Annotated in this window: 13 protein-coding genes; 12 read left to right on the plus strand and 1 reads right to left on the minus strand. The window is 69.0% G+C overall.

The window, feature by feature from the left end:
* The first annotated feature begins 5 nt into the window (after nt 1-5).
* The 10 genes from F8M74_RS22120 to F8M74_RS22165 all read left to right on the plus strand — a co-directional run bounded on the left by F8M74_RS22120 (nt 6) and on the right by F8M74_RS22165 (nt 8,841).
* Nucleotides 6-959: a lysophospholipid acyltransferase family protein gene (locus F8M74_RS22120; RefSeq protein WP_011551178.1), complete on the plus strand. Its 954-nt coding sequence runs from the start codon at nt 6-8 to the stop codon at nt 957-959.
* A gap of 12 nt (nt 960-971) precedes the next feature.
* The gene (locus F8M74_RS22125; protein ID WP_141256840.1) at nt 972-1,523 is read left to right on the plus strand and encodes a hypothetical protein; all 552 of its coding nucleotides are present in this window, start codon (nt 972-974) and stop codon (nt 1,521-1,523) included.
* Complete coding sequence (locus F8M74_RS22130; protein WP_141256839.1) at nt 1,520-2,146, plus strand: LptA/OstA family protein; 627 nt, start codon at nt 1,520-1,522, stop codon at nt 2,144-2,146. The genes F8M74_RS22125 and F8M74_RS22130 overlap by 4 nt, the downstream gene beginning before the upstream one ends.
* A complete protein-coding gene (gene lptB / locus F8M74_RS22135; protein ID WP_141256838.1) occupies nt 2,143-2,883 on the plus strand; it encodes an LPS export ABC transporter ATP-binding protein in 741 nt (246 codons plus the stop codon). The genes F8M74_RS22130 and lptB overlap by 4 nt, the downstream gene beginning before the upstream one ends.
* 248 nt (nt 2,884-3,131) lie before the next feature.
* The gene (rpoN, locus tag F8M74_RS22140) at nt 3,132-4,649 is read left to right on the plus strand and encodes an RNA polymerase factor sigma-54 (protein ID WP_141256837.1); all 1,518 of its coding nucleotides are present in this window, start codon (nt 3,132-3,134) and stop codon (nt 4,647-4,649) included.
* Between the two features lie 63 nt (nt 4,650-4,712).
* A complete protein-coding gene (locus F8M74_RS22145; RefSeq protein WP_141256836.1) occupies nt 4,713-5,363 on the plus strand; it encodes a GNAT family N-acetyltransferase in 651 nt (216 codons plus the stop codon).
* Between the two features lie 13 nt (nt 5,364-5,376).
* Nucleotides 5,377-6,162, plus strand: a complete 786-nt coding sequence (locus F8M74_RS22150) for a hypothetical protein (protein ID WP_141256835.1) — start codon at nt 5,377-5,379, stop codon at nt 6,160-6,162.
* A 274-nt stretch (nt 6,163-6,436) separates the two neighbouring features.
* Nucleotides 6,437-7,108, plus strand: coding sequence for a ribosome-associated translation inhibitor RaiA (gene raiA / locus F8M74_RS22155; RefSeq protein WP_141256834.1), 672 nt, complete (start codon nt 6,437-6,439; stop codon nt 7,106-7,108).
* A gap of 392 nt (nt 7,109-7,500) precedes the next feature.
* Nucleotides 7,501-7,962, plus strand: coding sequence for a PTS sugar transporter subunit IIA (locus F8M74_RS22160; RefSeq protein ID WP_140860832.1), 462 nt, complete (start codon nt 7,501-7,503; stop codon nt 7,960-7,962).
* 33 nt (nt 7,963-7,995) lie between these two features.
* Complete coding sequence (locus F8M74_RS22165; RefSeq protein WP_163884529.1) at nt 7,996-8,841, plus strand: hypothetical protein; 846 nt, start codon at nt 7,996-7,998, stop codon at nt 8,839-8,841.
* Here F8M74_RS22165 and dtd read toward each other — a convergent pair.
* Nucleotides 8,838-9,299 (minus strand): D-aminoacyl-tRNA deacylase, encoded by a 462-nt coding sequence (gene dtd / locus F8M74_RS22170; RefSeq protein WP_141256832.1) that lies wholly within the window; start codon nt 9,297-9,299, stop codon nt 8,838-8,840. The genes F8M74_RS22165 and dtd overlap by 4 nt on opposite strands.
* Nucleotides 9,300-9,484: 185 nt before the next feature.
* Here dtd and dacB point away from each other — a divergent pair, with 185 nt between their 5' ends.
* Nucleotides 9,485-11,731: a D-alanyl-D-alanine carboxypeptidase/D-alanyl-D-alanine-endopeptidase gene (dacB, locus tag F8M74_RS22175; protein WP_141256831.1), complete on the plus strand. Its 2,247-nt coding sequence runs from the start codon at nt 9,485-9,487 to the stop codon at nt 11,729-11,731.
* A 210-nt stretch (nt 11,732-11,941) separates the two neighbouring features.
* Nucleotides 11,942-12,330 (plus strand): single-stranded DNA-binding protein (locus F8M74_RS22180; RefSeq protein ID WP_163884531.1); only part of this gene is annotated, 389 nt, incomplete at its 3' end.

Consider the following 12,330-nt stretch of genomic DNA (forward strand, 5'->3'; position numbering starts at 1 on the left):
GCCTCGTGGAGCGTCCACCCTTAGCAAAGCGCCTCAAGCGTTTCCTCCGCTACGTGCTCATCCGTGGCGTCCTGTTGCTCCTTCAACCTCTGCCCCTGGGCGTCGCCCGGAGCCTGGGTGCGCGCCTGGGCGCCTTGGCCTACACCCTGGCCGGAGGGGAGCGCCGCAAGGCCCTCAAGTCCCTTTCCGTGGCCTTCCCGGAAAAGTCGGACGCGGACCGGCAGGCGCTGGCCCGCGACGCCTTCCGCCACCTGGCCGCCGCCGCGCTGGAGGTGGCCTGCACGGGCGCCCTGGACGAGGCCCTGGAGCGCCTGGTCGCCTGGCCGGACGCCGACCGGCAGGTGCTGGAGACGGCCCTGGCCCGGGGGCGCGGCGTCGTCTTCGTGTCCGGGCACGTGGGGAACTGGGAGCTGCTCGCCCGCCGCGTGGCCCGCGCCGGCTACCCCAGCCAGAGCATCGCCAAGGAGACCACCGACCCCCGGCTCACGGAGCTGGTGGGCCAGTTCCGGGCCCGCGGCGGGGTGCGGAGCATCTGGCGCGGCCAGGAAGGCGCTGCCCGGGCCATGCTGCGCGCCCTGCGCAACGGCGAAATCCTGGGCATCCTCATCGACCAGGACACGAAGGTGCAGTCCCTCTTCGTGCCCTTCTTCGGGCAACTGGCCGCCACCCCGCGCGCCGCCGCTGACCTGGCCATCCGCACGGGCGCGGCGGTGGTGACGGGCTTCTGCCACCGCGAAGGGGCGGGGTACCGCCTGTCCATGGAGGAGGTCCCGGTGCCCCAGGACACGGACCGCGAGGCGGCCGCCCTGGCCCTCACCGCCGCCCTGTCCAGCCGAATCGAAGCCGCCATCCGGCGGACGCCGGAACAGTGGGTGTGGATGCACCAGCGCTGGAAGACGCGTCCACCGGTGAGCGAGGACGTCCCACTTCCGGAGGCGGCGCCCGCATCCGCTGGGTGATAAGGAAGCCCTGTGTCTCGCCTGCTCGCCGCCAGCCTCGTCCTCCTGGTGTTCGCCCCCGGTTGCAAGCCGGGCTCCGGCGAGGGTGCGTCCGGCGGCCAGCCTCCCCCGGAGGTGGTGCTGCACGGCGCGCGCCTGGAGTCTTTCGAGGGTGACCGGCTCATCCGCTCCGGCACGGCCCGGCAGGTGTCCTACCAGCGCACCACCGGCGAGGTGTGGGCCACCGACGCCACCATCCGGATTCCGCCGGGTTCCTCTTCCCAGGGAGCGCCCCCCGGGACGGAGAGAGGCGTGGAGGTGAGCGCCCCGAATATGGAGGGGAGCCTCGCGTCCAAGCAGGTGGTGGCCTCGGGCGGTGTCATCATCCGCACCGGGAAGGGCATGGAGGCCCGTACTCCCCGGTTGACGTACGACGCCACCACGGAGCGGGCGCATGGAAACGAGGGCGTGACGGTGAAGGGACCTGACTATCGGCTGCGGGCAGACCGCTTCGAGCTGTTCTTCCCGGACGAGACGTTCAACTTCGCGGGCTCGGTGGAGTCCGTGCTGGGAGCGCCAGAGTGATTGAGTTCCTCGTGATGGCCTTCTTCGTCGCGCAGCCCGCGCCCGCGGTCGCCGCCACCCCCGCGCAGGGCACGCCTCCCGCCGCGGTGGCGGGCTCAGCACTCACTGCTGGGGCGGGGACCCGCGCCCCGAGCCCCCTGGGTGGCAAGGAGCTGACGGAGCCCGTTCAAATCAACGGCGACAACGTCACGTTCCAGAAGTCGCAGGCCACCCTCACCGGCAACGTGAAGGTGAAGCACCGCACGCTCGACCTGAAGTGCGACCGGATGACGGCCAACTACACCCCTCAACGCGAGGTGACGCGTGTGGTGTGCACCGGCGGGGTGCATGCCGTGGACGGCGACCGCATGGCCAAAGGCGAGCGCGCCGAGTACGACGTGCCCAGCGGCGTGCTGGTGGTGACAGGTTCGCCCGAGGCCCGCCAGGGCACCACGCACATGCGCGGGACGAAGGTCCGGCTGACGCTGGGCAACGAGCGGCTGGAGGTGGAGAACGCCGTCATCGTCTTCGAATCGCTGCCCTCCAACCCCACCCCGGCCAAGCGCAAGGGGCGGCAGTCCGCGCCCCGTCCGGCCCCGTCCTCCGGGACGGCCCCCTCCGCGCAGGGAGGCACGGCTCGATGAGCGCGAAGCTGTTCGCAGACGGCCTGGCGAAGACGTTCCGCGGCCGCCAGGTGGTGCGCGGCGTGTCCTTCAGCGTGGCCCCCGGGGAAGTGGTGGGCCTGCTGGGGCCCAACGGCGCGGGGAAGACGACCAGCTTCAACATGGTGGTGGGACTGGTGTCTCCGGACGCGGGACGCGTGCGCATTGGCGACGAGGACCTCACGCACCTGCCCATGCACCGCCGCGCTCGCCGGGGCGTGGGCTACCTGCCCCAGGAAGCCTCCGTCTTCCGCAAGCTCACCGTGCGCGACAACTTCCTGGCCGTGCTGGAGCTCCAGAAGGACTTGGACGCCAAGGCCCGCGAGCAGCGCGCCGACACCCTCCTGGACGAGTTCGGCCTCACGCACGTCGCGGAGTCCCTGGGAGAGACGCTGTCGGGCGGCGAGCGCCGGCGCGCCGAGATTGCCCGCAGCCTCATCCCCCAGCCCCGCTTCATCCTCTTCGACGAGCCCTTCGCCGGCGTGGACCCCATCAACGTGGGCGACCTCCAGCGGCAGATCTTCCTCCTCCGCGAGCGTGGACTGGGCGTCCTCATCACCGACCACAACGTCCAGGACACCCTGGGTATCTGTGATCGTGCGTACATCATCGCACAGGGGCAGATCCTGGAAGAGGGCACTCCGGCGGAGATCGCCGAGTCGCCCAAGGCCCGCGCCGTCTACCTGGGGGAACGGTTCCGCCTCCAACAAGCGCTCTAAGCACGGCTGGCCACCTGTCAGAGGAGTGCCTAGAATGGGTTGGCCCCACTTTTGCGTCGACCTGTCAACGCGCATGTGACACCCTGAGTGGTCTTAAGCCCCTGGATTCCTTGTGGAATTCTGAGCATGCAAGCAAGGGACCCTTGTTTCGGGGCTAGACGAAGTCAGGGCTCCTTGTTACGTTGGCACGGTCTTTGATGGTGGTCCTCTGTCCAGAGGGACCGAATCAACCCGGGAGACCCCGTCTCATGGCGATGGAACTGAAACAAAGCCTGAAGCTTGCCCAACAGCTGGTGATGACGCCGCAGCTGCAGCAAGCCATCAAGCTCCTCCAACTGTCTCGCATGGAACTGCTCGAGCAGGTCCGCGAGGAGATGGAGCAGAACCCGCTGCTGGAGCAACCAGACGAGCAAGCGCCGGGAGATGTGGGAGACAAGGAACCCGGGGAAGCCTCCCTGGAAGCGGACAACATGGAGATGCCGCGGGACGTGGATCTGCCCGCGGCCACCAGCGACACCGCCACGGAGTTCAAGGCAGACGGGGAGGGCCCCCCGGAAATCGACTGGGAGCAGTACCTCAACAGCTACCAGTTCAATGAGCCCACCACGGCCTCCAACAAGGGCAACGTGGCCACGGACGACATGCCGTCGTTCGAGGCCAACCTCGTCAAGAAGGAGGACCTGGTCGACCACATCCAGGAGCAGCTGGGCACGCTGCGCCTGAATGACGCCGAGCGCCGCATCGCCATGCTCATCCTGGGCAACCTGGATGACGACGGCTACCTCAAGCTGCCGGATGTGGAGGGGGATCCGCTCATCCGCCTGGCCAACGAGGCGGACGTGCCCATGCACGTCGCGGAGCGCACGCTGCGGCGCATCCAGATGCTGGACCCGCGCGGCTGCGGCGCCCGTGACTTGCAGGAGTGCCTGCTCATCCAGCTCCAGGGCATCAGGGAGCCGCACGCGCCGCTGTTGGGCCTCATCATCAAGCGGCACATGAAGTACCTGGAGAGCAAGAACCTGCCCGCCATCGCCAAGGACCTGAAGGTCACCTTGGAAGAGGTGGTGGGGGCGGTGCGGCTGCTCCCGAAGCTGGACCCGAAGCCGGGCCGCAACTTCAGCGGGGACGACGCGCAGTACATCTCCCCCGACGTGTTCGTCTACAAGATGGGGGACGACTACACGGTGGTGCTCAACGATGACGGCCTGTCCAAGCTGCGCATCTCCGGCACCTACCGGAACGCGCTGAAGACGGGCGCGGTGGGCCCGGGCCAGACGAAGGACTTCATCCAGGACAAGCTGCGCAGCGCGATGTGGCTCATCCGCTCCATCCACCAGCGGCAGCGGACCATCTACAAAGTCACCGAGAGCATCGTGAAGTTCCAGCGGGACTTCCTGGACAAGGGCATTGCCCACCTCAAGCCGCTCATCCTCCGGGACGTGGCCGAGGACATCGGCATGCACGAGTCCACGGTGAGCCGCGTCACCACCAGCAAGTACGTGCACACGCCGCAGGGCATCTTCGAGCTGAAGTACTTCTTCAACTCGTCCATCGCCCGCGTCTCCGGTGAGGACACCGCGAGCGAGGCGGTGAAGCACCACATCAAGCAACTGGTGGCGCAGGAAGACGCCCGCAACCCGTACTCGGACCAGAAAATCGTCGAGCTGCTGCGCTCGCAGGGCACCGAGATTGCCCGCCGCACGGTGGCCAAGTACCGCGAGGTGCTGGGCATCCTCCCCAGCAGCAAGCGCAAGCGGTACTACTGAGTCACGGCTGTTCGGGCGCGCCGCTTGTCGACGGCGCGCCCGGGTGGGCAGAGTGGGCATCCCATGAGCGCCACCCTCCCTCCCGATTCCGCCGTGCACCGGCGTGACTGCGTCCCCCTCGTCGTTCCGCCCGTCACGCTCGAAGGGCACGACGTCCGCCTGGAGCCGCTGCGTCCGGAGCATGCGCCGGCCCTGGCCGCGCTGTGCGAGGACGACATCTTCACCTGGTTCTCGTGCGTGCTGCGGACCGAAGCGGACGTAGCGGCCTTCATCGACAGCGCCTGTCAGGCGACCGAGCGAGGGAGCGAGCGCCCCTTCGTCATCATCGAGCGGCGGACGGGCGCGCCGGTGGGCACCACGCGCTTCCTCGAAATCCAGCGCGACCACCGGACGCTGGAGATTGGCTACACGTGGCTGGGCCGCCGCGTGTGGCGCACGCGCATCAACACGGAGTGCAAGTACCTGCTGCTGCGGCACGCCTTCGAGTCGCTCGGCGTCATGCGGGTGCAGCTCAAGACGGACAAGCACAACGCGCGCTCGCGGGCGGCCATCGAGCGGTTGGGCGCTCGCTTCGAGGGGGTGCTTCGCCACCACAAGCTGGTGCGCGGCGGTGTGGTGCGTGACAGCGCGTACTACAGCGTCGTCGACACGGAGTGGCCGGAAGTGAAGGTTCGGCTGGAAGGGCTGCTCGCGGACGGCGGGGCGCGGGTATAGGGTGCGGCGCCGCATGAATCCCATTCTTCGTCGCAACCTTCTTTGCATCCCGGCGGGGGCCTTCATCGCGGTGGGCCTGTTGTCGGGTTGTGGCAGCAGCCTCACTTCTGAAGTCGTGGACCTGGCGGGACTCTCCGACCGGGCGCTGACGCTGACCCAGTCGGACGTGAACATCTTCGAGGGCGTGGACGAGCCGGGCTCCCACCGCGTCACCGTCACCTTCTCGCCCGCGGCGGAAGAGGACCGCTGCACCGAGCTTCGCGAGGGCGTCACGGCCACCTTCAACGGCCAGCCGATGGCACTGGAGCGGGGCGGGGTGGACGGCACCGCGGGCCGCGACGTGTGCGTGCCCACGCGGGCCTACTACGACTTCGACCCCAACATCTGGGTGCGGCAGCCCATGGAGGACGCCCGCATTGTCCTCCAGGACGGGACGCACACCATCACCCTGGTGATGAAGAACGGAAAGGCCAAGCGCCTCTTCTCCTTCCAGGGCCCCGGCGCCGAGGACCGGCTCACGCGCGACCAGGAGTATTCGTTCCGGTGGCTGCCCGAGGGTGAGGTCCCCAGCCGCGTCACGGCCACCCTGCTGCGCGAGGGAGGGAGCGCCACGGCCACCATCCCCACGGAGCAGGAAGAGGCGGTCGTTCGCTTCACCCTGCTGCCGACGACGCCTGTCGCCGCCCACCTGCTCACGCTGAGCGCGACCGCGCCCGGCGAGGTGCTGGAGTGCACGGGCGTCGCCACGTGCGAGGCGACGGTGTTCCACTCCGAGGAGCGGGTCGTCAACGTGCAGTGATGAGGGGCCGGCTCGAGGGCCGGGTGGCGCTGGGCGTGACGGGCGGGCGGCTGCTCGCGTGAGCTGACGCGGCGCGTGATGTCACCGGACGCGTCCTGGCATGGTTCCAAACAGAGGGCCATTACCAGTGACGCGAGGTGCAAGCGGGATGTCCTCCCTCGGACGGGTGGTGTGTCCGGGAACAGGCAACCTGGTGGGGCGGGTTGCTTTCCTGGGCTGGGAAAGTTTCAGATCCGTCACGGAGCTCACCTCTCACCCTAGGAGGCAGCCACGCATGCAGTTCAACATCACCTTCCGTCAGTTCGGAGCGTCCGATTCCCTCAAGGAGTACGCACGCGAGAAGGTCGAAAGGGTGAACCGGTTGCTGGACCGAGCCGGCGAGGCCCATGTGGTCCTGTCGTTGGAACGCCACCTCCACCATGCGGACATCACCATCCACTCCGGCGCGTGGGTCCTTCGGGGCCGCGACAAGAGCGATGACATGTACGCGTCCATCGACCTGGCGATGGACAAGATCGAGCGCCAGCTGCGGCGCTACCGTGACAAGCTGAAGACGCATCATGGCCGTGAGCGCGTCCACCACCGGCATGATTTGGTGGAGCAGCTCCGGGTCCGCCACGCCGTGTTCGAGCTCCCGGACGTGGACGAGCTGACGTCGCTGGCCGAGGCCTCCGCGAGTGAGGATGCGCCGAAACCCGCCGTCGTCGTGCCCGCGCAGCCCTCGGCCCCGTCGCAGGCGGCGCGCGAGGTGCGTGCCACCCACCTCACCGTCAAGCCGCTCACGGTGAATGATGCGGTGATGCAGATGAACCTGATGAACAACGACTTCTACGTCTTCCACAACGTGGAGTCGGAGTCGCTGTGCATCGTCTACCGGCGCAAGGATGGCCAGTACGGCCTCATCGAGCCGCACGCCCCGGCGGTCGCCGCCGCGACGGGGACCTGAGCCGTCGCTGACCGCTGACTTCCGCGCGCCGTCACCCGGTGAAGTGGGGTGACGGCGTGTGACGGCGGTCCACCATTCGAATGCCTCCGCGTGCTGGAGGGCGTCGGCGCGGGTCCCCATGGGGCCCCGCGCCCACGCCCCGCCGAGGGGGCCTGGACGCGGGTGGGGGCCACCCCAGCGAGCATGCGCCGGTCGCCCTCGACGCGATGTCGATGACAGTCGACAGGAACAGACGCTTCATGGGAAGTCCCTACCTCCCGTGGGACGGGTTTCCCTTCCGCGTCATGATGCGCAGTGAGCGAGGCGAGCGCGCATCCAGACAGGCCACCCTTGCGCTAAAGAGGGGTGAGGAGTAATTGCCGCCAACCAGGAGCGCCAGCGCGGGAGCGTCAGTGAGAATCGCCGAGTTCCTCAGCCCCCAAGCCGTCATCGCCGACATGCAGTCGCGGACGAAGCCTGAAGTCCTGCGAGAACTGAGCGCCACGCTGGTGCGTGCCCATCCGCTGCTGACCGCGGACCGACTGGTGGAGGTGCTGCGCGAGCGCGAGAAGCTTGGCAGCACGGGCATCGGCGAGGGGGTGGCCATCCCCCACGGCAAGCTGTCGGGCATGGGGCAGCTCCAGGCCGCCTTCGGCGTGTCGCGCGCGGGCGTGGACTTCGAGGCCATTGACGGCAAGCCCACCCACCTGTTCTTCGCCCTGGTGGCGCCGGAGAACAGTGCGGGGGTCCACCTCAAGGCCCTGGCCCGCATCTCCCGTCTCTTCAAGAACCCGCGTTTCCGGGCCGCCATCCTCGAGGCGCCCACGGCCGCGGACATCCACGCCCTCATCGTCCAGGAAGACGCACGGCCTTGAGTGGGCGTGCGTTCCGGGGGGAACATCCGCACCATGGACGTCGTCCTGAGACCCATCAGCGACCGCTTCTTCCACGAACACCTGCTGCCCTTCTTCCAGCGGGCCATGGGGGATGCCCCCGGCGCGTTGGAGTCCCTGCAGGAGCAACTGGGGGACGGTCAGGCGCGCATGCTCTGCGAGCGGATGCTCTCCACGGCGCTGCCCGGCGGCGTGGGCTCCGTGGACGCGGACCCCTGGGCGGACCTGGTGGACCGGCTCGTCTTCCTGCACTGGACCGAAGGCCCCGCGGGCTGGGAGGTCGGTGAGGCGGAGGTGGGCTACGCGGACGGCTGGGACGAGGCCCTGCACCTGGCGCTGATGGTGGAGGAGGCGGACTATCCCTACTGGGACGCGCGGGGCTCGCGCGACGTCCGGGACCGCTTCCGCTTCCGGCCGCGTGAGGACGTGGGCCTGGCCTCGCTGCTGGCCGGCCTGTGGGAGCCCTTCCCGGAGTTCCCGCCGGACCAGGTGTTCACCACCCAGGGCCGGGGCGAATACTCCCCCGGGACGCGCTACGCCTTCGCGGACTGGGCCTGGCGCCCGGCGAAGAAGGTGGCGCATTGGCAGGTGAACCTGCCGCGCAAGCTGGAGCGCCTCCTGGCCCGCGAGCAGGAGCGGATGAAGCTGCCGTCGCTGCCGGAGAAGGAGGAGGTGCTCGCGTACTGGCTGGGCAAGCAGCCGCAGCCACCGCCGCTCACGGTGGCCTTCTCCGGCCTGGGGCCCCGCGCTGCCAACTGGATTCGCGAGCTGGGCGCCCTCACCGCGCACCTTCGCGGCGCGGCGCTGGCGAAGCAGGGGCTGGCGGCGTTGGTGACGAAGGGCTCCGGCGTCCGAATCTAGCCCGTGGGCGCGGCCGGCCCGGGGCTCTCCAGCAGCAGCGTGACGGGGCCGTCGTTGACGAGCGCCACCTTCATGTCCGCGGCGAAGATGCCGGTGCCCACGCTCAGGCCGCGTTGGCGCAGCAGCTCACATGTGCGCTCATAGAGGGCCTTGGCGCTCACGGGTTCCATCGCGTCGATGAAGCTGGGCCTGCGCCCCTTGCGCGCGTCGCCGTAGAGCGTGAACTGGCTGACGACGATGAGCTGCCGGGACGTCTCCTCCAGCGACAGGTTCATCTTCCCCGCGGCGTCCTCGAAGATGCGCAGCGTGGCCAGCTTCTCCACCATCCACGCCACGTCCGCCTCCGCGTCGCCCTTGCCCACGCCCAGCAGCACCAGCAGGCCCGGGCCGATGTCGCTCACGCGCTGGCCCTCCACCGTCACCGACGCCTCCAGCACGCGCTGCACCACCGCTCTCATCGAAGTCACCTCGTGGACAAGCGTGTCTGACCGGGGGCTCGCGTCAGTCACGCCGTTACAGTTGGAATGTCAGGTTTCTGCCTGCTGGAAGAGCGAGCGCCCAGACGTGGACTCACGCAGCCACTCACCCTTGCCCGTCTTTTGCCCCGTTCCGCATAATGGCACCTGACTTCCCCGGAGAGAGTGTGCAGGTCCATCGAGCCAGCTCCATCTTGGCCGTGTCGGCCATTATTTTCCTGTCGCTTTCTCACGCCGCGCACGCCGCGCCCGCTCCAACGGAGAAGCGCGCGGACCGCGAGGCCCTCAAGTCCGCGCTGCTGCAGGTCCTCCAGCGCGCGCCACTGAAGGCCAGTCGCATGGGCGTGCTCATGCAGAGCCTGGACGACGGCACCGTGGTGTTCAGCCACAACGCCGACGAACTGCTCAACCCCGCCTCCAACGTGAAGCTGGTGACGTCCGCCGCCGCGCTCGCGTCGTTGGGGCCCGAGTTCCGCTACGACACCGAGTTCCTGGTGGAGCCGGAGCTGGGCGCGGACGGCAAGGTGAAGACGCTCTATGTGCGCGGCAAGGGCGATCCGTCCATGACGACGGAGCGCCTGTGGGGCATCGTCGCGGAGCTGTGGCACGCCGGCGTGCGCGACGTGGGCGAAATCGTGGTGGACGACTCGTGGTTCGACGCCGAGCGCACGCCGCCCGGCTATGACCAGGAGGACACGGACCGCGCCTACATGGCGCCCACCGGCGCGGTGAGCCTCAACTGGAACGCGGTGGCCATCTACCTGCGGCCCGGTAACGCGCCGGGCGCCAAGGGCGTGGTGGAGATGGAGCCGCCCAGCGACTACTTCGTGGTGGAGAACCAGCTCACCACCGGACCGCGGCGCGCGCGCCGGGTGTCCGTCACGTCGGACCCCTCGGGTCTCCAGCAGAAGATTGTCGTGCGCGGCCAGCTCCCGGGGGAGCGCGGTGGCGCCGTCAGCGTCTGGAAGAAGATCGACAACCCGCCCATGTACTTCGGCCAGTCGCTCAAGCAGATGCTGGTGACGCGCGGCGTGAAGATGAAGGGCAAGGTGAAGCTGGGCAAGACGTCCACCAAGGCCCGCATGCTGCACGTGTCGCAGTCGGACACGTTCGACGTGCTCCTCAAGCGCCTCAACAAGCTGTCCAGTAACTTCGTCGCCGAGCAGCTCCTCAAGACGATGGGCGCCGAGCTGCGCGGCTCGCCGGGCTCCTTCATCAAGGGCGTGGACGTGGTGGAGCAGTTCCTGGAGCGCGACGTGGGCATCCCCCGCGGCACCTACGTGATGAAGAACGGCAGCGGGCTGAACGACGCCAACCGCTTCTCCGCCACGCAGCTCAACCAACTGCTGCGGCACATGGTGCAGCGCTTCCCCTTCTCGCCGGAGTACCTGTCGTCGGTGCCCATCGCGGGCAAGGACGGCACGCTCAAGTACCGCTTCGAGGGCAGTGACGCGGTGGGCCGGCTGCGCGCCAAGACGGGCACCCTGGAGAGCGTGTCCGCGCTGAGCGGCTACGTGACGAGCGCGGGCGGGGAGCGCTTCACCTTCTCCATCATGGCCAACGACTTCGCGGGCCGCGCCGGTCCCATCGTCGCGGGCCTGGACGCGCTGGGCGCGGCGGTGGCCGCCACCGGCTCCAGCCTGGGGCCGTCCACGGCGGTGGCCGCGCTGGCGGACAGCGGCCGTCCCTCGGGCGCCGTGGACGACGTGGCCGCGCGCATCAAGACGTACCTGGAGTTGGGCGCGCAGCGCGACCAGCGCAACATCGGCTTCCTGCGCACAGCGTGGCGCAGCGAGAGAGACCCGGCCGTGCGCGCGGTGCTGGCGGAGAGCCTCTACCAGTCCAACCCGCATGACTACCTGGGCGCGCGCACGCTGCTGGACAGCTATTCGGCCACCGCCGAGGTCTATGGCCGGCTGAAGGACGTGGCGCGGGTGCTGTCCGTGGAGGTGCCGGGCGTCAGCAGCATGGTGGAGCTGGCGGCGGGCGGAAACGCGGAGGCGCTGGCCCGGGTGCTGGAGCTGGCGGGCGCGACGGGGACGGACGCCCAGGCCCAATCGGAGATGGCCGAGGCCCTGGGCGAGGTGGCTCGCACCGCGCCGGAGGAACTGGTGGTGGCGCTTCGGGCCGCCAGCGCCGGGGACCGGGACGCGTGCACCACGCTGCTGGCGCGGGGGCTGGTGCAGGCGGGGCAGGCGGACCACCCCTTCTGGAAGTCGCTGCGCCGCACGCTGGGTGCTTCGGATCCTCGGCTGGCGTCCTTCGCCAAGGGGCTGGACTCCACGCTGTCGCAGAAGGTGGCGGAGGCCAAGGCCCCGGCGAAGACGCCGGAGGGCTTCACCCCCGTGCAGATGGTGGCGCCCGCGGGCAACGCGCCCGAGTCCTCCACCGCCGACAACCGCCCGGGCGGGTAGGCCGGAATCCGCTGTGTTTCTCGCGAGTTCCCTCCGGCCGGGCATGCCTCCCTGGCCGGGTGGCAGACGGGCGTACGGCACCCAGGAAGAAGGCGGCTTTCTGGCTGGGTGTCAGTACCCACTGCTATAGGTGGGAATCAAACCCGGCGGGTGCGTCCGGGGTGTAACCGGTCCTCGGTGGACCGGTTCTCGTGAGAAAGGAATGCAGTCATGGCTGGAGGCGTGAACAAGGTCATCCTCATCGGCAACCTCGGGGCGGACCCGGAGGTCCGGTTCACTCCCGGCGGTCAGGCGGTGGCGAACTTCCGCATCGCCACCAGCGAGAGCTGGGTCGACAAGAATGGCCAGAAGCAGGAGCGGACCGAGTGGCACCGCATCGTCGTCTGGGGAAAGCTCGCGGAGCTCTGCGGCGAGTACCTGAAGAAGGGACGGCAGTGCTACGTCGAGGGCCGCCTGCAGACGCGCGAGTGGACGGACAAGGAGAACCGGAAGAACTACACCACAGAGGTGGTGGCCAACGCCGTGACGTTCCTCGGCGGTGGTGGCCGTGACGCCGGAGACGGCATGGGCGGCGGGGGCGCTGTCTCTTATACACCTCT

Origin of the sequence: Myxococcus sp. CA023 (genome assembly GCF_010998615.1) — a bacterium.
In the GTDB taxonomy this organism is placed as follows: Bacteria; Myxococcota; Myxococcia; order Myxococcales; family Myxococcaceae; genus Myxococcus.